The 18,893-nt window shown below is 61.0% G+C and carries 13 protein-coding genes; 8 read left to right on the top strand and 5 right to left on the bottom strand.

From position 1 onward, the window contains the following. The first annotated feature begins 71 nt into the window (after positions 1-71). The gene (locus FEE99_RS21620) at positions 72-1,769 is read left to right on the top strand and encodes an AMP-binding protein (protein WP_041477113.1); all 1,698 of its coding nucleotides are present in this window, start codon (positions 72-74) and stop codon (positions 1,767-1,769) included. A 655-nt stretch (positions 1,770-2,424) separates the two neighbouring features. Here FEE99_RS21620 and FEE99_RS21615 read toward each other — a convergent pair. The 3 genes from FEE99_RS21615 to FEE99_RS21605 form a co-directional block, all read right to left on the bottom strand. Continuing rightward, positions 2,425-3,324, bottom strand: a complete 900-nt coding sequence (locus FEE99_RS21615) for a hydroxymethylglutaryl-CoA lyase (protein ID WP_041477111.1) — start codon at positions 3,322-3,324, stop codon at positions 2,425-2,427. Between the two features lie 145 nt (positions 3,325-3,469). Continuing rightward, complete coding sequence (locus FEE99_RS21610; RefSeq protein WP_041477108.1) at positions 3,470-3,871, bottom strand: MerR family transcriptional regulator; 402 nt, start codon at positions 3,869-3,871, stop codon at positions 3,470-3,472. 150 nt (positions 3,872-4,021) lie between these two features. Next, entirely contained in the window at positions 4,022-4,957 is a 936-nt protein-coding gene (locus FEE99_RS21605; RefSeq protein WP_041477107.1) for a LysR family transcriptional regulator, read from the bottom strand. Between the two features lie 171 nt (positions 4,958-5,128). Here FEE99_RS21605 and FEE99_RS21600 point away from each other — a divergent pair, with 171 nt between their 5' ends. Continuing rightward, on the top strand, positions 5,129-6,358 hold the full coding sequence (locus tag FEE99_RS21600; protein ID WP_024013435.1) for an acyl-CoA dehydrogenase: 1,230 nt from the start codon (positions 5,129-5,131) through the stop codon (positions 6,356-6,358). 121 nt (positions 6,359-6,479) lie between these two features. On the opposite strand, the gene FEE99_RS21595 is transcribed toward FEE99_RS21600, so the two are convergent. Both FEE99_RS21595 and xthA read right to left on the bottom strand, forming a co-directional pair. Continuing rightward, positions 6,480-7,814, bottom strand: a complete 1,335-nt coding sequence (locus tag FEE99_RS21595) for a substrate-binding domain-containing protein (RefSeq protein WP_041477106.1) — start codon at positions 7,812-7,814, stop codon at positions 6,480-6,482. Positions 7,815-8,003: 189 nt separating this feature from the next. Further along, on the bottom strand, positions 8,004-8,816 hold the full coding sequence (xthA, locus tag FEE99_RS21590; RefSeq protein WP_041477104.1) for an exodeoxyribonuclease III: 813 nt from the start codon (positions 8,814-8,816) through the stop codon (positions 8,004-8,006). Positions 8,817-9,140: 324 nt separating this feature from the next. Between xthA and FEE99_RS21585 the strand changes: the two genes are divergently transcribed. The 6 genes from FEE99_RS21585 (at position 9,141) to FEE99_RS21560 (ending at position 18,666) form a co-directional block, all read left to right on the top strand. Continuing rightward, entirely contained in the window at positions 9,141-9,791 is a 651-nt protein-coding gene (locus tag FEE99_RS21585; RefSeq protein ID WP_041477100.1) for a GNAT family N-acetyltransferase, read from the top strand. 66 nt (positions 9,792-9,857) lie between these two features. After that, a complete protein-coding gene (locus FEE99_RS21580) occupies positions 9,858-11,585 on the top strand; it encodes an autotransporter assembly complex protein TamA (protein WP_041477098.1) in 1,728 nt (575 codons plus the stop codon). Further along, positions 11,582-15,256, top strand: a complete 3,675-nt coding sequence (locus FEE99_RS21575) for a translocation/assembly module TamB domain-containing protein (RefSeq protein ID WP_041477096.1) — start codon at positions 11,582-11,584, stop codon at positions 15,254-15,256. Before FEE99_RS21580 ends, FEE99_RS21575 begins: the two co-directional genes overlap by 4 nt. 250 nt (positions 15,257-15,506) lie before the next feature. Then, on the top strand, positions 15,507-15,989 hold the full coding sequence (locus FEE99_RS21570; protein WP_016775300.1) for a MarR family winged helix-turn-helix transcriptional regulator: 483 nt from the start codon (positions 15,507-15,509) through the stop codon (positions 15,987-15,989). After that, positions 15,979-17,448, top strand: coding sequence for an efflux transporter outer membrane subunit (locus tag FEE99_RS21565; protein WP_041477095.1), 1,470 nt, complete (start codon positions 15,979-15,981; stop codon positions 17,446-17,448). The genes FEE99_RS21570 and FEE99_RS21565 overlap by 11 nt, the downstream gene beginning before the upstream one ends. 15 nt (positions 17,449-17,463) lie before the next feature. Beyond that, positions 17,464-18,666: an HlyD family secretion protein gene (locus FEE99_RS21560; protein ID WP_016775298.1), complete on the top strand. Its 1,203-nt coding sequence runs from the start codon at positions 17,464-17,466 to the stop codon at positions 18,664-18,666. Positions 18,667-18,893 lie beyond the last annotated feature (227 nt).

The raw sequence follows: 18,893 nt of genomic DNA, 5'->3' as shown, positions 1-18,893 counted from the left end.
TCGCGAGCAGGCTCGCTCCCACAGGGATTCAAAACCGGGAAAACCCACTAATAAAGACAATAGGGGTCGTCATGGATCTACCCAGTGCAAACCCGCAGCGCAGCTACACCCGTGGCTCTCAGGACAAAGCCCTGCTGGCGATGACCATCGGTCAGCGCTTCGATCAGACTGTCGCGCAATACCCGGACGGCGAGGCTTTGGTGGTGCGCCATCAACAGTTGCGTTACTCCTGGCGGCAACTGGCCGACGCGGTGGATGAGCAGGCCAGGGCCTTGCTCGCACTGGGCTTGCAGACCGGTGATCGCCTCGGCATCTGGGCACCGAATTGCGCGCAGTGGTGCATCACTCAGTTCGCCACGGCGAAGATCGGCGTGATCCTGGTCAATATCAATCCCGCCTACCGCAGCTCCGAACTCGAGTACGTGCTCAAGCAATCCGGCTGCCAGTGGCTGGTCTGTGCCGGAGCGTTCAAGACCTCGAATTACCACGAAATGCTCCAGGGCCTGGCGCCAGAGCTGGCCGAGCACGCCATCGGTCAGCTGCGCAGCGAACGTCTGCCGGACCTGTGCGGGGTGATCAGCCTCGATGCAAATCCGCCGCCCGGTTTTCTGCCGTGGTCGCAGCTCAGCGATCTGGCCGTCAGCGTCTCGCCCGATCAATTGCGCGAACGCAGCGCCAGTCTGCATTTCGATCAACCGGTGAACATCCAGTACACCTCCGGCACCACCGGTTTCCCCAAGGGCGCGACCCTCAGTCACTACAACATTCTCAACAACGGCTACATGGTCGGCGAAAGCCTCGGCCTGACGACTGCCGATCGTCTGGTGATTCCGGTGCCGCTGTATCACTGCTTCGGCATGGTCATGGGCAACCTCGGTTGCGTCACCCATGGCAGCACGATGATCTACCCCAACGACGCTTTCGATCCGGCGCTGACCCTGCAAGCGGTCGCCGAAGAAAAAGCCACGGCGCTGTACGGTGTGCCGACCATGTTTATCGCCATGCTCGATCAGCCGCAGCGGCAGACCTTCGACCTGTCGAGCCTGCGCACCGGGATCATGGCCGGCGCGACCTGTCCGATTGAGGTCATGCGCCGGGTCATCAACAAAATGCACATGAGCGAAGTGCAGATCGCCTACGGCATGACCGAAACCAGTCCGGTGTCGCTGCAGACCGGGCCAGCGGATGAGCTGGAGTTGCGCGTCACCACCGTCGGCCGCACCCAGCCGCAACTGGAAAGCAAGATCATCGATACCGCCGGCAATCTTGTGCCGCGCGGCACCATTGGCGAATTGTGCACGCGCGGTTACAGCGTGATGCTCGGCTACTGGAACAACCCGCAGGCTACTGCCGAAGCCATCGATGAGGCAGGGTGGATGCACACCGGCGACCTGGCGAGCATGAACGATGAGGGTTACGTCAACATCGCCGGGCGTAACAAAGACATGATCATTCGTGGCGGGGAGAACGTTTATCCCCGTGAGCTGGAGGAGTTCTTCTTCACCCATCCGGCGGTGGCGGACGTGCAGGTGATCGGTATTCCGTGCTCGCGCTACGGTGAGGAAATCGTCGCCTGGATCAAATTCCACCCCGGCCACAGCGCCTCGGAGCTGGAGCTGCAAGCCTGGTGCAAGGAACGCATCGCCCATTTCAAGACACCGCGTTACTTCAAATTCGTCGACGCGTTTCCGATGACGGTGACGGGCAAGATCCAGAAATTCAGGATGCGTGAGATCAGTATCGAGGAGCTGAAAACAATCGAGGGATAATAACAAAACTTCTGTGGGAGCGAGCCTGCTCGCGAATGCGGTGTGTCATTCAGCGCAAATGTGTCTGGCACACCGTTTTCGCGAGCAGGCTCGCTCCCACAGGGATGCAGTGATAGAGAGACGAATCACAGAAAGCACAAAGGGGAGCCGAAGCTCCCCTTTAATTTGTCGTTGCGTGCTCTTTTTATTATTGAGGGTCGGTCTGTTGTTGTTTTTGGCAACCGTGGCCCTGTACAGCTTTTGGCGACCCCCATCCGGGGTCAAGAGCAAACGTATTTTTTTGAGCGCTGATCTGCTTTTTCGTTAACGATCCAACCGATTCGGGAGCTACCTGAAGGTAGTTTTATTGTTCTCTGCCCGGTTGCGGGTCACTCCTGAGAGCACCCTGAAAAGCACACCTTCTCCAAAAAAATCTGTTAGCTGCGTCTCTGCCGTGTTGTTCTTGTTATGTCAGAGTCGTTTCGTCTTGTTTTTATTGGTTTGCGGCTTTTTATTCTTGTTATGCCATAGAGATAGCAGGTGTCGTGCCAACTTTTAAAAAGTCTTATAAATCAGTGATTTAAGTTTTTAGGGCTTTTTCACCCCAGGGCAAAGCCAGACAATTTGTTTCCGTGTTACTCGCTTTTGCCCACTTCACTGATCCAGCGGTAACACCTCACTGCGCGCTGCGTGCCTTGGCCACTCGCGAACCGCTTGGACGGCCGAGCACTGCGCTGATCTGCTGGCCCGCGGCAATCAAGGCGTCCAGGTCGATACCGGTCTCGATGCCCAGGCCATTGAGCAGGTACACCACGTCTTCGGTCGCGACGTTACCGCTCGCGCCTTTGGCGTAAGGGCAGCCGCCGAGGCCGGCGATAGAGCTGTCGAACACCGCAATGCCTTCGAGCAGGCTGGCGTAGATGTTGGCCATGGCCTGGCCATAGGTGTCGTGGAAATGCCCGGCGAGTCTGTCCCGTGGTACCTGCGCCGAGACCACCTCGAACAGGCGCCGGGTCGCGCCCGCCGTGCCGGTGCCGATGGTGTCGCCCAGCGACACTTCATAGCAGCCCATCGCGTACAGCTCACGGGCGACCATCGCCACTTGTTCCGGCGCGACCGTGCCTTCATACGGGCAGCCCAGCACACAGGAAACGTAACCGCGCACGGTAACGCCGTGTTGTTTCGCGGCTTCCATGATCGGCGCAAACCGCGCCAGGCTTTCGCTGATCGAGCAATTGATGTTGCGCTGCGAGAACGCCTCGGAGGCGGCGGCGAACACCGCGACTTCCTTGACCCCGGCGGCGAGCGCGTCTTCAAAACCGCGCAGGTTCGGCGCCAGCGCGCCGTAGGTCACGCCGGGCTTGCGCTGAATTTGCGCGAACACCTCGGCGGACCCGGCCATCTGCGGCACCCATTTCGGCGAAACGAAACTGCCGACTTCGATGTAGCCGAGCCCGGCGGCACTCAGGGCATCGACCAGTTGCACCTTGTCAGCGACGCTGATCGGTTGGGCTTCGTTCTGCAGGCCATCGCGCGGGCCGACTTCGATCAGGCGTACTTGGGAGGGGAGGGACATGGGTGGGACCTGCTTCGTGGATTCGTGGTGATCCCTGTGGGAGCGGGCTTGCCCGCGATGAGGCCGGAACATCCTGCAATGATGTTGACTGACCCGACGCCATCGCGGGCAAGCCCGCTCCCACAGGGAAAGGTGTAGTGCCAGACTACTGGGCTATCTGCTGGCTTTTGAGCGTCTGCTCCAACGCCTGTACGCAGCGCTCTTCGGCAGTGTCCAGCTCAAGCTTCATCTGTTCGATATCGAGCAACTGCTGTTCGAGCTGTTCGCGGCGTTCGCTGATTTTTGCCAGCATGCTGTTGAGCTGTTTGGTGTTACCGCCGGACGGATCATAGAGTTCGATCAGCTCGCGGCATTCGGCCAGGGAAAAACCGATGCGCTTGCCACGCAGGATCAGCTTCAGGGTGACCTTGTCGCGCGGCGAATAGATACGTTCCTGGCCACGACGCTCGGGGCTGAGCAGGCCTTGCTCTTCATAAAAGCGGATCGCCCGGGTGGTGATGTCCAGCTCGCGGGCGAGGTCGGAAATGCTATAGGTCTGACTGCTCATGAAAGCGCTCGGAAAAGGGGCATGGCGCTAAGCTAATCGGTGGTTTACGTTTACGTCAAGCAAGAAAAAGATCGCAACCTTCGGCAGCTCCTACAGGGGAATGCATTCCAAATGTAGGAGCTGCTGAAGGCTGCGATCTTCTGATTTTCCTCAAACCGCCTGCTTATCCAGCTTCTTCTCCTGCGCCGTCACCTGTTGGCACAACTCGATCATCTGCTCGCGCATCCAGCGGTTGGCCGGGTCCTGGTCGGTGCTCTCATGCCAATACAGGTGCGTTTCCACCGAGGGCACATCATTCACCGGCAAATTGAACGATTGCAGATCATGGCGGCGGGCGAAGCGTTCCGGCACGGTCATGACCATGTCGGTCTGCTGCATCACTTGCGAGGCCATCAGATAGTGCTGCGAGCGCAGGGCGATCTTGCGCTGGATGCCCATTTTGCCCAGCGCCAGATCGACATAACCCAGACCACTGCGGCGGCTGGAAATATGGATGTGAGTCAGCGACAAATAGTCATCGAGGCTGAGTTTTTCCTTGCCCGCCATTGGATGGCCCTTGCGCATGGCGCAGACGTAACGGTCGTCCATCAGCTTGACGTGGCGTACCTGCGGGTCGGTGTTGAGCGGCGCATCCACGGCGAAATCCAGACGCCCGGCGGCCAGTTCCTTGGTGGTTTCCCGGCGTTTGGACAGAAAGCTTTCGATGATCACCGTCGGCGCCAGGCGGCGCAGGCGCTGGAACAGGGGCGGCAGAATGATTGCCTCCGTCAGGTCGGTCATGCTGATGCGGTAAGTCTTGGCCGCCTGCGCCGGGTTGAAGATGCGGCTTTCCTGCACCGACACGCGCAGCAGCGACAGGGCGTTGCGCACCGGGCCGATGATGTTCTGCGCCATCGGCGTGGGCACCATGCCCTGAGCGGTACGCACGAAGAGCGGGTCGTTGAAGGTTTCGCGCAACCGCGCCAGGGCATTGGACACCGCCGGCTGGGTGATACCGACAATCTGCCCGGCGCGGGTCAGGTTGGCTTCGGTGTAGATCGCGTCGAAGACGATGAAAAGGTTCAGGTCGACCTTGCTCAGATTCATAACGCGGCTTCTCTTGTTATTAAGTGCAAGTGTTTTGGGGCTGACGATCAGCGGATCATATATTGGTGATGAATGTTTATACACGCCGAGAATAGGCTAGGTAAATGATCAGCGCTGTTCTAGCATCGATTGCATGACTTGAACAACCTCTGCCCGAGAAGGTAATTACCCATGGATTTCGCTTATTCGCCCAAGGTTCAGGAACTGCGTGAGCGCGTGACTGCGTTCATGGACACTTACGTTTACCCGGCCGAAGCGGTGTTCGAACGCCAGGTCGCCGAGGGTGATCGCTGGCAGCCGACTGCGATCATGGAAGAGCTCAAGGCCAAGGCCAAGGCTGAGGGTCTGTGGAATTTGTTTCTGCCTGAGTCCGAGCTGGGCGCCGGCCTGAGCAACCTCGAATATGCGCCATTGGCGGAAATCATGGGCCGTTCCCTGCTGGGGCCGGAGCCGTTCAACTGCTCGGCGCCGGACACCGGCAACATGGAAGTATTGGTGCGCTACGCCAACGAAGAGCAGAAACAGCGCTGGCTCGAGCCGCTGCTGCGCGGCGAGATCCGTTCGGCGTTCGCCATGACCGAGCCTGACGTGGCGTCTTCCGACGCGACCAACATGGCCGCCCGTGCTGTGCGTGATGGCGATCAGTGGGTGATCAACGGCAAGAAATGGTGGACTTCCGGCGCCTGCGATCCGCGCTGCAAGATCCTGATTTTCATGGGCCTGAGCAACCCCGACGCGCCGCGTCACGCCCAGCACTCGATGATTCTCGTGCCGGTCGACACCCCCGGGGTGAAAATCGTCCGTCCGCTGCCGGTGTTCGGCTACGACGATGCACCGCACGGTCACGCCGAAGTGCTGTTCGACAACGTTCGCGTGCCGTACGAAAACGTCCTGCTCGGTGAAGGACGCGGCTTCGAAATCGCCCAGGGTCGCCTTGGCCCAGGCCGCATTCACCACTGCATGCGTTCGATCGGCATGGCCGAGCGTGCGCTGGAACTGATGTGCAAACGTTCGGTGAGCCGCACCGCGTTCGGCAAACCGCTGGCGCGTCTGGGTGGCAACATCGACAAGATCGCCGACTCGCGGATGGAGATCGACATGGCGCGTCTGCTGACGTTGAAAGCGGCGTACATGATGGACACCGTCGGCAACAAAGTGGCGAAAAGCGAGATTGCGCAGATCAAAGTCGTCGCACCGAACGTGGCCCTGCGGGTGATCGACCGCGCTATCCAGATGCACGGTGGGGCAGGGGTGTCGAACGATTTCCCGCTGGCTTATATGTATGCGATGCAACGCACCCTGCGTCTGGCCGACGGCCCGGACGAAGTGCACCGCGCGGCGATTGGCAAGTTCGAGATCGGCAAGTATGTGCCGAAGGAGATGATGCGTAGCGGCCAGTAATACCGCGTCGCCTCATTCGCGAGCAGGCTCGCTCCCACAAGATTTGTGCACGCCACAGATCCAATGTGGGAGCGAGCCTGCTCGCGAAAGGGCCTGTACACTCAGCACATCGACATCAGGATCAATACACCCAAACCTCAACCCGCCGGTTCTTGATCCGCCCCTCATCCGCACTGTTGGTCGCCACCGGCATCAGTGCACCAAAGCCGCGTACTTCGCGCATGACCACACCGTTTCTGACCAGCTCGCGCCGCACCGCCATCGCTCGCAGCTTCGACAGCAGATCGGCCCGCGCCGGGTCATCCTTCAAATCACCAAACCCCACCAGCGTCACCGCCCGTTCGGTCTTGCCATGGCGCTTTATATAGTCGAGCACCCGCGCCAGATCCTGCCGCGCCTTGTTGTCCAGACTGGCGCTGCCCTCGGCAAAACGGAAATTCACTGTCAGACGCTGGGCATGCCGGCTGAGGGATTGGTAACCCTCGGGCATCAGCGCATTCGGCGCCACGCTCATGGCTTGTACGGTCTGGCTGACAAAACCGCTGGCCGCGACGATCGCCTGACCCTCTGGGCTCTGGGCAAAGCTGGCCAACGCCTGCACCCACTGATTCTGTGTGTCGGGCGGCAGATAAAAGAACAGGCGCCGCGACAGCGGATAGTCTTCGGTGGCGATCAGGCTGTTCAGCGGCAGCATCGCTTGCGACGCGCCGTCGGCAATCGCTACGGCTTTGGCTTGACGCACATAGGGCAAGCCGATGAAGCCGATACCTTGCGGATCGTTGCTGACTGCATCGGACAATTGCTCGCTGGATTCGAAACGTTTCGCCGCGCTGCTCAGACTTTTCCCACGCCGGCTCAGAACCAGTTCCTTGAACGTGTCGTACGTCCCCGATTGATCATCCCGCGCATATAAATGAATGGCGCCGCCACGGCCACCGAGTTCTTCCCAGGTTTTCACTTCGCCGGCAAAAATCCGCGCCAGTTGCTCGGTGTTCAACTGCTCAAGCGGGTTGGCCGGGTTGAGGATAATCGCCAGGCCATCGATGGCAATGACTTGCTCGGCCGCCGGGCTTTTCAGATCGCCGAGGGCTTGCAGGGCAAGCAGCTCGCTGTCCTTGATCTCACGGGAAGAGGCGGCCAGATCGGCGCTGGCGTTTTTCAACGCAGCGAAACCGGTGCTGGAACCGTGAGCGGCAACTTCGATGATCACGCGTTGCCCTTGTGCGGTCTGGCCGACGATGCGTTGTTCGTTGGCGGTGTCCGGGGTTTCGCGGTGGATTTTCAGCAGGCCTTGTTCCTGCAACAGGCCTTCGACCAGCGCCGGACCAAGATCGGCACCGATGGTGTTGGAACCCTGAATGCGTAAAGCCGGGCCGTTTTCGGGGATCGGCAGGGCGGCGGCGTAGATCGACAGCCAGCCACTCAACAGGAAAACGCAGAGAACACGCAGGGTCATGCCGGCACCGAATCAAGCCAAGGGGATTGCCGGGGAGATTAAGTCAGACGCGTGACCGAAATATGACAGGGGATTACCTGTGGGAGCGAGCCTGCTCGCGAAGGCGGCGTGTCAGTCGAAAAATTTGTCACTGATCCACCGCATTCGCGAGCAGGCTCGCTCCCACAATGAAAATTCCCTCAGTCTGGATCAGGCCAGCTCAAGCCAGATCGGCGCATGGTCCGATGGCTTTTCCATGCCGCGCAGTTCGTAGTCCACGCCGGCATCCTTGACCCGTGGCAGCAGGCCATGGGAAGCCAGAATTACATCGATGCGCAGGCCGCGTTTGGGCTCATCTTCAAAGCCACGGCTGCGGTAGTCGAACCAGCTGAACATGTCGCTCACGTCGGGATTGAGGTGACGGTAGCTGTCGGTCAGGCCCCAGTTTTTCAGGCGCGCCATCCACTCGCGTTCTTCCGGCAGGAAGCTGCATTTGCCGGTTTTCAGCCAGCGCTTCATGTTGTCCGGGCCGATGCCGATGTCGCAGTCTTCCGGGGAAATGTTCACATCGCCCATCACCACCAGTGGCTGTTCATTGTGGAACTGGCTTTCCAGCAGCGCTTGCAGGTCGCTGTAGAAACGCTCCTTGGCAGGGAATTTGGTTGGGTGGTCGCGGCTTTCACCTTGTGGGAAATAGCCGTTCATGATCGTCACCGGCACGCCGTTGGCATCGGCAAAAGTGCCCCAGATAAAGCGCCGCTGCGCGTCTTCTTCATCGGTGGCGAAGCCTTTATGGATGGCGATCGGTTCGTTGCGCGAGAGCAGGGCGACCCCGTAATGACCTTTCTGGCCATGGAAGTGCACGTGGTAGCCGAGGGCGCGGATGTCTTCGAGGGGGAACTGGTCGTCGTGGACCTTGGTTTCCTGCAGGCCGATCACGTCGGGCTGATGTTTTTCGATCAGCGCTGCCAGCTGATGCGGACGGGCACGCAGTCCGTTGATGTTGAAGGAAACAATCTTCATGGTCGGCAGTCCTGGCAAAAGGGCGATGCTAGCTGACATGGGGGAGATGGGCCAGTGTGGGAGAAATCAATTTCACCTGTGGGATTTGTAGCGCTTGTCCCGGCCCCATCGCTGGCAAGCCAGCTCCCACAGGTTTCTGTGGTGTATGTAAATGTTGTGAACGACGCAGACACTGTGGGAGCTGGCTTGCCAGCGATGAGGCCCGCCCCAGTCGATGAAGATCCGAGGCTGGTCTAACCTGTCAGGGGAACCACCACATCCGCCCAAGGTTCGTACCAACAAGCGCGCCAGCCTCCGAGCGCGCCCCCGGGGAGAATCACTGCAATGCCTGAAACCCAGACCGCCGTTGCCGACATCCACATGCTCGACCGCGGCTATTCGCGCGAAGCCCGCTCGTTGCTGTATCAGGCCTATCGCCACGAGCCGACCTTCGGCTACCTTTTCGAAGCCGAGCGTCCCGGCTACGAACAGCGCGTGCGCGCCACGGTGCGCGAGCTGGTCAAACAGCATTTTCTCCAGGACCTGCCGGCGATCGGCCTGTTGGTCAACGATCGCTTGATCGGCATCGCCCTGATCGCACCGCCGCAACGGCGCCTGGGCGTTACTGAAAGCTGGGCATGGCGCCTGCGCATGGTGCTCAGCACCGGTTTTCGCTGCACCCGGCGTTATCTGGAGTATCACGATGCCGTTGCTGCATGCGTGCCGGGTGACTCGGTGCACATGCTGCCGTTGCTCGGTGTGCATCCGCAGTTTCAGGGCAAGCACTACGGCGAACAATTGCTCACTGCCGTGCACAACTGGTGCGCCGTTGATGAAACATCGCAAGGCGTGGTGCTCGACACCGGCAACCCGCGCTACCTGGAATTCTATAAAAGGCAGGGTTATCAGGAGATCGGCGAGGTTGCCGTCGGGCCGGTGCGCGAACACGTATTTTTCCACGCCAATCCGCAGGTGTTACAAACAGCAACGGGATAATGATCGAACTTCTTCACAAATTACCTGTTCTATCAGGCTCCCGAGCCCGTGATAGCATCCGCGCCTATGAAGTTTCCACGAAGATTTACCAGCGGCGTGCTGATGCTGTTATCCAGCTGCGCGGCGCTGGCGCAAAGTGAATTGGATGTACGGATCAAGCCGTCCAACGATGAACTCAAGGCCAATATAGAAGGCTATATCGGCAGCCTCGGCGATCGCGACGAAGAAGCCTTGCTGCGTTTCAGTCGCGGCGCCGAAGAGCAGGCGCGCAAAGCGGCGCAGGCGTTGGGCTACTACCAGCCGCAGATCGACAGTGACGTCAAGGGCGGGGAAAAACCGCGTCTGGTGCTGAACATCGATCCCGGCGAACCGATTCGCCTGCGCAACGTCACCGTGCGCGTCGACGGCCCGGCAGCCTCGCTGAAATCCTTTCGCGTGCCGAAAAGCGACCTGCTCAAGTCCGGCGCCGTGCTCAACCATGGCCGTTACGAAGACGCCAAACGGGTGATCCAGAACCAGGCCTCGCGCTTCGGTTACTTCAGCGGTCATTTCACCAGCCAGAAGCTCATGGTCGATCCGCGCGCGGGCGTGGCCGACATCGAATTGATCTACGACAGCGGCCCGCGCTATACGCTGGGCAAAGTCAGTTTCGAGGGCGACACGCCCTTCGACGAAGACCTGCTGCAACGCATGGTGCCGTTCAAGGCAGGCGAGCCTTACGATTCGGAACTGATCGCCGAACTCAATCGCGACCTGCAATCGAGCGGCTATTTCGAAGGCGTGCGTGTCGACGCGGCACCGACGGCAGCGCAGAACGATGTGATTCCGGTCGCCGTCAAACTCGACACGCGCAAGCCGCGCACCATGGGCCTGGGCCTCGGTTATTCGACCGACGTCGGGCCACGGATCAAGGCCAACTGGACGCGTCACTGGGTCAACCCGCAGGGCGACAGCTATGGCTGGGAGGCCGAACTTTCGGCGCCCCGGCAGAACGTCGGGCTGTTCTACGACATCCCGCTCGACCCACCACTGACCGACAAACTGCGCTGGGCCGGCGGCTATCAGTTCGAAGACATCGAAGGCTCCGACACCCTCAGCAAGCTGCTGACTTTCGGCCCGGAATGGCACAGCAAGTTGCCCAGCGGCTGGCAGCGGGTGATCTCGCTGAAATGGCAACGTGAAGAATACGAACTCGGCGACGACTCCGGCCTGAGCACGTTGCTGATGCCCGGCATCAGTTATTCCTATCTGAAAAGCGACAACCGCATCGACCCGCGCAACGGCTATCGCCTGAGCTTCGAAAGCAAAGTGGCCAAGGAAGGCCTCGGTTCGGACAACAACCTTTTATACGGCACCGCGCTGGTCAAGGGCCTGACCACGGTGTTCGACAAGCACCGCCTGCTCGGCCGCGTGCAGGTCGGCGGCAGCGCCACCAACGGCTACAACTTGATTCCGCCGTCGCTGCGCTTCTTTGCCGGTGGCGATCAGAGCGTGCGCGGTTACGACTATCAGAGCCTGTCGCCGAAAAACTCTGACGGCGACCGCATCGGTGGCCGCTACATGATTGCCGGCAGCGTCGAGTATCAGTATTCGATCGCCGAGAAATGGCGGGTCGCGACCTTCGTCGACCAAGGCAACTCTTTCAACAAACTCGAACTGCCCGACCTCAAGACCGGGGTCGGTGTAGGTGTGCGCTGGGTCTCTCCGGTCGGGCCGATCCGCCTTGACCTGGCCCATGCGCTGGACGACGACGGCGGCATCCGGCTGCACTTTTCCATGGGGCCTGAGCTGTGAAGCGTGGTGTGAAAATAACGGCGCTGACGCTGTTGGCGCTGGTCGTGTTGATTGTCTTGAGCCTGGCCGCACTGCTTGGCACGCAGGCCGGCAGCCGTTGGGCGCTGGGCCTTGTACCTGGCCTGAGCGTGGAGAATTTCCACGGTCGCCTCGCTGGGCAGTGGAGTGCCGATCACCTGGTGTGGCAGCAGGACACCAGCCGTGTCGAGCTGAACAAGGCAATCTTCGCCTGGTCGCCGCTGTGCCTGACGCGCATGACCTTGTGCATCGATCAGCTCAAGGCCGATCAGGTCGTCCTGCAATTCCCGCCGAGCGAAGAAACCACCGAGAGCGGCCCGATCAAACTGCCGGACCTGCAATTGCCGTTGGCCATTGAACTGGGCGATGTCGAAGTCGGCAGCCTGTTGTTCAACGGCAGCGAACAGCTCAAGGGTTTGCAACTGGCGGCGCACTGGACCGCACAAGGCCTGCAGATCGACAGCGTGAAATTGCAGCGCGACGAGCTCAGCCTGAACCTGTCCGGCCTGCTGCAACCGAGCGGCAACTGGCCGCTGACGATTCAGGGCGATTTGACTTTGCCGTCTCCCGGCAGCGAGCCGTGGACGCTGGCGCTGAAAGTTGAAGGTGATCTGCTGAAAACCCTCAACCTGCACGCCGACAGCCGCGGCTACCTCGACGGCCAGTTGAGCGGCGAGCTGCAAGCGCTGGCGGAAAACCTGCCGGCCAAGCTGCGCATCACCAGCGATGCGTTCAAGCCGAGCGCCGATCTGCCGGACACCCTGCAATTCAATCAGCTCGTGCTCACCGGCGAAGGCGACCTGAAAAACGGTTATCAACTGCTCGGCAACGCCACTCTGCCCGCCGAGAAATCACCGGTGGCGCTGCTGCTCAAGGGCAAGGTTGACGCCAACGGCGCGCAGATCGCCGGCCTCGACCTCAACGCCAACGACGCGCAAAGCCTCAAGCTCACCGGCAATGTCGACTGGAGCAAGGGTCTCAGCGCCCAGGCCAATATCAACTGGCAAGACTTCCCGTGGCACCGGCTCTATCCGGAAATCGACGAGCCGCAAGTCGCATTGCGTACCTTCACCGGCGAAGTGTCCTACACCGACGGTCAGTACCTCGGCAACTTCGACGCCGCGCTGGATGGCCCTGCCGGGGCGTTCACCCTGAGCAGTCCGTTCAGCGGCAGTCTGGAACAGATCGCCTTGCCGCAACTGGTCATGCAGGCCGGGCAGGGCAAGGCCGAAGGACACGTGAATGTGCGCTTCGCCGATGGCATCGCCTGGGATACTGCGCTGGATCTGTCGGCGCTCAACCCGGCGTACTGGGTCGCCGAACTGCCGGGTACTCTGGCCGGGCCGTTGAAGAGTAAGGGCGAGATGAAGAATGATCAGCTCAGCCTCAGCGCCGACCTCGACCTCAAAGGCAAATTGCGCGGCCAACCGGCGATTCTGCAGGCCAAGGCTGACGGCGCGGGCGAGCGCTGGAACCTCAATGCCCTGCAGATCCGCCTCGGCGACAACAGCATCAATGGCAAGGGCAGCCTGCAGGACAAACTCGGCGGACAGATCGACATCAAACTGCCGCGTCTGGCCCAGCTGTGGCCGCAATTGCGCGGTCAGGTCAACGGTCAGGTCAACGTCGCCGGCACGCTGAAGGCGCCGCAGGGCAAGCTCGATCTGCAAGGTTCGCAACTGGCCTTCCAGGACAACCGCCTGCAAAGCCTCAACCTCGACGCCACGCTCGACAGTGCGCAGCGGGCGAAGATCAATCTCAAAGGCAGCGGCATTCAGACCGGCGATACTTCGCTCGGCACCCTGACCGCCAGTGCTCAAGGCGATATCAAAAGCCAGAAACTCAACCTCGACCTGATCGGACCGAAGCTGAAACTGGCGCTGGGGCTGGACGGCAATCTGGACAAGGGCAACTGGCGCGGACGCTTGGCCAGTGGCGACATTCAGGCCGGTGGCCAGGACTGGAAGCTGCAAAGCCCGGCCAGACTGGAGCGCCTGGCGGACGGCCAGATCAATTTCGGCGCGCATTGCTGGCTGTCCGGCAACGCCAGCCTGTGTGGCGAAGACCAGCGCCTGATGCCCGAGCCGAAGCTGCGTTATCACCTCAAGCAATTCCCGATCGAAAGCCTCGCGCAATGGTTGCCCAAAGACTTCGCCTGGCAGGGCCGACTCAACGCCGATCTGCAACTGGACTTGCCGGCGAGCGGCCCGAACGGCGTGGTCAGTGTCGACGCCAGCGGCGGCACCCTGCGCGTGCGCGACAAGGATCGCTGGCTGGATTTCCCCTACCAGACCCTCAAACTCAGCAGCAAGCTCACGCCCAAGCGGGTCGACACCGAGCTCAATTTTGTCGGCGGCAAACTCGGCGAATTGATGGTCCAGGCGCAGCTCAATCCGCTGCCGAAGAACAAACCGCTGAGCGGCTCGTTCCGCCTCTCTGGCCTCGACCTGTCGGTGGCGCGGCCGTTTGTACCGATGGTCGAGAAACTCACCGGCCGCCTCAACGGCAGTGGCACGATCTCCGGTGGTTTGCTCGCGCCGCTGGTCAACGGCACTGTGCAGCTCAGCGATGGCGAAGTGTCCGGCGCCGAACTGCCGATGGAGCTGCAGAACCTGCAACTGACTGCGGCGATTGCCGGTGAATCGGTACGCCTGGACGGCGGCTGGCAAAGCGGCAAGACCGGTCAGGGCAGCCTCAACGGCAACGTCGCCTGGGGGCAGGCGCTGGTGGTCGATCTGGCGCTCAAGGGCACGCAATTGCCGGTCAGCGTCGAGCCCTACGCCAAACTGGAAATGGCTCCGGATCTGAAGATTTCCATGGCCGGCGATGAGCTGAAAGTTGCTGGCAAGGTGCTGGTGCCGAAAGGCGAAATCACCGTGCGCGAGCTGCCGCCATCGACGGTAAAAGTCTCCGACGACACGATCATCGTCGGCGCACAGACCGAAGAGGGCAAACCACCGATCGCGATGAAAATGGACATCGACGTGATCGTCGGCCAGGACAAGCTGAGCTTTGCCGGTTTCGGCCTGACCGCCAATCTGCAAGGTCAGGTGCACATCGGCGACAACATGGACACCCGTGGCGAACTCTGGCTCAACGACGGCCGCTATCGCGCCTATGGCCAGCGCCTGACGGTGCGTCGCGCGCGTCTGTTGTTCGCCGGTCCCATCGACCAGCCGTATCTGGACATCGAAGCGATCCGCCAGACCGACGACGTCATCGCCGGTATTCGCCTGAGCGGCAGCGCCGAACAGCCGACCACGCAGATCTTCTCCGAACCGGCGATGAGTCAGGAACAGGCGCTGTCGTACCTGGTGCTGGGCCGCCCGCTGAGCACCAATGGCGAAGACAACAACATGCTCGCGCAAGCCGCGCTGGGCCTGGGCCTGATGGGCAGCGCCGGGGTCACCAGTGGTCTGGCCAAGGATCTGGGCATCGAGGATTTCCAGCTCGACACCCAGGGCAGCGGCAACGACACCAGCGTCGTCGCCAGCGGCAACATCTCCGAAAAACTCAGCCTGCGCTACGGCGTCGGCGTCTTCGAACCGGCCAGCACCATCGCCTTGCGCTACAAGCTGAGCAAGAAGGTCTACGTCGAAGCGGCGAGCGGCGTGGCGAGTTCGCTGGATATTTTCTACAAGCGGGATTTCTAGCTCTCGCTCCCTTCAATGATCGTTCCCACGCTCTGCGTGGGAATGCCTCAAGGGACGCTCTGCGTCCCGGCTCTCAAAAAAACGGACGCAGAGCGTCCCCGGCTGCATTACCACGCGGAGCGTGGGAACGATCCCGCGTGGCCGGTCAGTGATTAATTACAAAGCCCCCTAACTATTGCGTTGACATTCGCTGCCTAAGCAGTAACATCTCGACATACATTCACTGCCTAGGCAGTTATCAGGTCGACCCATGAAGCATTTCACCCCGGAAGAATTCAAACATTGCCACCTCGGCCTGTTGCTCGGTCGTGCCGCGTTGCTCAAGGACCGGATCATCGATACCCACATGGAACCCCACGGCATCACCGCCGCGCAGTTCAAGGTGTTGATCATCATGGCCCAGTTCGGCGTCGACACCCCGGCCGAGCTGTGCCGCCATCTGTCGCTGGACAGCGGGTCGATGACGCGCATGCTCGATCGCCTCGAGCAGAAGGCTTTTCTGCTTCGTCAGCGCAGCGAAGGCGACCGGCGTCAGGTGCAGTTGAAGCTGACCGAGCAGGGCCAGCAACTGGCTGATCGCCTGCCGCACATCGGTGCCGATGCGATGAATGAACTGGCCGGCGCGATCTCCCGCGAAGAGCTGAAAACCCTGGAATACATCCTCAAGAAAATCCTGCTGGCCGCCGGTGACCCGATCACCATCCAGCGTCTAGGTGATCACAATGAGCGCTAACACTTTGCGCAGCAGTCTGACGCTGCTGTTGTCGGCGATGATCCTCGCCGGTTGCGCCAATTACAGCGGCCTCGACACCGAAGGCCAGCGCCTCGACGCGAAGAGCCTGAAGACAGCGCAGTCTCTCGAAGGCGTCACTCTGTCGCCGGCGGCGTGGCCGAAAAGCGATTGGTGGAGCAGCCTCGGCGATCCGCAACTCGACGGCCTGATCCGCGAAGCCCTGCACGACAGCCCGGACATGCAGATCGCCGCAGCCCGCGCCCATCAGGCCAGTGCCGCCGCCTATGCCGCCGATGCCGAACGTTATCCGACCCTCGACGCCAGCGCCGGCATCAGCCGTTCGCGGCTGGCTCGTGATCAGGATCCGCGGGGGCAGGGCGGGGCTTACGCGACGGTGCGCAATGTCAGCGCCGGCTTCAATTACAACTTCGATTTGTGGGGCGGCCAGCGCGCTGCCTGGGAAGCCGCGCTCGGCGAGGCCCGCGCTGCTGAAGTCGACCGTCAGGCCGCGCAGCTGACACTTGCCGCTGACGTCGCTCGTGCTTACAGCGATCTCGGTCAGGCGCACATCGTTTACGACCTTGCCAGCGAAGACCTCAAGCGCACCCGGCAAATGCTCGACCTCAGTCAGCGCCGCTTGAGTTCGGGGATCGACAGCCAGTACCAGTTCCAGCAAACCCAGAGTCTGGAAGCCAGTTCCCAGGCCAGCCTGATCGACGCGGAAAAACGCCTGAACAGCGCGAAAATCGCCTTGGCGGTATTGCTCGGTAAAGGCCCGGATCGTGGCAACGAAATCGCTCGACCGAAAGTTCTGCAAGCCAGCGCCGTGGCGGTGCCGTCGGTGTTGCCGGCGGAACTGCTCGGCCGCCGCCCGGATCTGGTCGCGGCGCGCTGGCGTGTCGAGGCGGCGAGCAAAGACATCGATGCGGCGAAAACCCGCTTCTATCCCAACCTCAACCTGTCGGCCTCGGCCGGCGCCGAGTCGTTGCTGGGTGATGCGATGTTCGGTTCGGCCAGCCGCTTCTTCAACATCGCGCCGACCGTATCGCTGCCGATTTTCGATGGCGGACGCCTGCGCGCCAACCTTGATGCGCGCGACGCCGATTACGATCTGGCGGTGGCGCAGTACAACAAAAGCCTGGTGAAAGCCCTGGGTGATGTTGGCGACACCATCAACCAGCTGCGTGATATCGGCCGGCAGATTGGCGCGCAGCAACATGCCACCGACATTGCTCAGGATTCTTACAACACCGTCGTCCAGCGTTACGGTTCCGGCATCGGCAACTACCTGGACGTGCTCAGCATCGAGCAGCAATTGCTCCAGGCCCAGCGTCAGCTGGCGACCCTCAATGCCGAGCAGATCGACCTGTCGATTCAACTGATGCAAGCGCTGGGCGGCGGCTTTCAGGGTGAAAACCTGAACGCAGCCAACGCCAGCCCCGCCTCGTCGCACCATTAATTCAAGGTATTTGTCATGGCCACTGCCGAAAACACCCAAGCTCAAGACAACACCCCGGACACCGGCAACCCGCGCAAACGCAAGGTGATGCTGCTGGCCCTCGCCGTGGTCGTCCTGCTCGCCATTGCCGGCGTCTGGGCCTATCACGAGTTCATCGGGCGCTTTAACGAAAGCACCGACGATGCCTACGTCAATGGCAACGTCGTGGAAATCACACCGCTGGTCACCGGCACCGTGGTCAGCATCGGCGCTGACGACGGTGATCTGGTCCAGGAAGGCCAGGTGCTGGTCAACTTCGACCCCAACGATGCCGAAGTCGGCCTGCAAAGTGCCAAGGCCAAACTGGCCCGCACCGTGCGTCAGGTGCGCGGCTTGTACAGCAACGTCGACGGCATGAAAGCTCAGGTCAATGCGCAGCAGGCCGAAGTGCAGAAGGCCCAGGACAACTACAACCGCCGCAAAAACCTGGCTCAGGGCGGGGCGATTTCCCAGGAAGAGCTGTCCCACGCCCGCGACGACCTGACCTCGGCGCAGAACGCTCTGGCCAACGCCAAACAGCAACTGAAAACCACCAGCGCACTGGTCGACGACACCGTGGTCTCGTCGCACCCGGACGTGATGTCGGCTGCTGCCGATCTGCGTCAGGCCTATCTGACCAATGCGCGCAGCACCTTGATCGCGCCGGTCACCGGTTACGTCGCCAAGCGCACCGTGCAACTCGGTCAGCGCGTGCAGCCGGGCACCGCGTTGATGGCGGTGATTCCGCTGGATCAGCTGTGGATCGACGCCAACTTCAAGGAAACCCAACTGCGCGACATGCGCATCGGCCAGCCTGTCGATATCGAGGCCGATATTTACGGCAGCGATGTGAAATACAGCGGCACCGTCGACAGCCTCGGTGCCGGTACGGGTAGCGCGTTTGCTCTGCTGCCGGCACAGAACGCCACCGGTAACTGGATCAAGATTGTTCAGCGTGTGCCGGTGCGTATCCACATCAACGCCGAAGAGCTGGCCAAGCACCCGCTGCGTGTCGGTCTGTCGACCAATGTCGAGGTCAATCTGCACGACCAGAGCGGCCCGGTGCTGGCCCAGCAACCGCCGCAAAAGGCCTCGTTCAGCACCAACGTCTACGAGCGCCAACTGGCCGAAGCGGACGCGATGATTGCCCAGTTGATTCACGACAACAGCGCAGCAGCAGGCAAGACCGCGCAGCGCTGAGAGCACACCGGATCAGAAGTAGGCTCTGTGGTGAGCGGTTATCTGTGGTGAGGGGATTTATCTGTGGCGAGGGGATTTATCCCCGCCGGACTGCGCAGCAGGCCCGTTTTTCCTGAGCCAAAAGAGGGGCCGCTTCGCGACCCAGCGGGGATAAATCCCCTCGCCACAAGGGCCTGTTCCCACAGGGCCGGCTGTGTTCATCAGGCCGCAGCGACCATCAGGTTTCA

Origin of the sequence: Pseudomonas sp. ef1 (assembly GCF_007293365.2) — a bacterium.
Classification (GTDB): domain Bacteria; phylum Pseudomonadota; class Gammaproteobacteria; order Pseudomonadales; family Pseudomonadaceae; genus Aquipseudomonas; species Aquipseudomonas siliginis.
The sequence above is the reverse complement of the archived record's forward strand: the minus strand, read 5'-3'. Positions and strand labels throughout refer to the sequence as shown.

What these genes read in the sequence shown, in the direction of transcription:
- FEE99_RS21620 (WP_041477113.1), top strand. Translation starts at nt 72, where the DNA reads ATGGATCTACCCAGTGCAAACCCGCAGCGCAGCTACACCCGTGGCTCT.
- FEE99_RS21615 (WP_041477111.1), bottom strand. Translation starts at nt 3,324, where the DNA reads ATGTCCCTCCCCTCCCAAGTACGCCTGATCGAAGTCGGCCCGCGCGAT.
- FEE99_RS21610 (WP_041477108.1), bottom strand. Translation starts at nt 3,871, where the DNA reads ATGAGCAGTCAGACCTATAGCATTTCCGACCTCGCCCGCGAGCTGGAC.
- FEE99_RS21605 (WP_041477107.1), bottom strand. Translation starts at nt 4,957, where the DNA reads ATGAATCTGAGCAAGGTCGACCTGAACCTTTTCATCGTCTTCGACGCG.
- FEE99_RS21600 (WP_024013435.1), top strand. Translation starts at nt 5,129, where the DNA reads ATGGATTTCGCTTATTCGCCCAAGGTTCAGGAACTGCGTGAGCGCGTG.
- FEE99_RS21595 (WP_041477106.1), bottom strand. Translation starts at nt 7,814, where the DNA reads ATGACCCTGCGTGTTCTCTGCGTTTTCCTGTTGAGTGGCTGGCTGTCG.
- xthA (WP_041477104.1), bottom strand. Translation starts at nt 8,816, where the DNA reads ATGAAGATTGTTTCCTTCAACATCAACGGACTGCGTGCCCGTCCGCAT.
- FEE99_RS21585 (WP_041477100.1), top strand. Translation starts at nt 9,141, where the DNA reads ATGCCTGAAACCCAGACCGCCGTTGCCGACATCCACATGCTCGACCGC.
- FEE99_RS21580 (WP_041477098.1), top strand. Translation starts at nt 9,858, where the DNA reads ATGAAGTTTCCACGAAGATTTACCAGCGGCGTGCTGATGCTGTTATCC.
- FEE99_RS21570 (WP_016775300.1), top strand. Translation starts at nt 15,507, where the DNA reads ATGAAGCATTTCACCCCGGAAGAATTCAAACATTGCCACCTCGGCCTG.
- FEE99_RS21565 (WP_041477095.1), top strand. Translation starts at nt 15,979, where the DNA reads ATGAGCGCTAACACTTTGCGCAGCAGTCTGACGCTGCTGTTGTCGGCG.
- FEE99_RS21560 (WP_016775298.1), top strand. Translation starts at nt 17,464, where the DNA reads ATGGCCACTGCCGAAAACACCCAAGCTCAAGACAACACCCCGGACACC.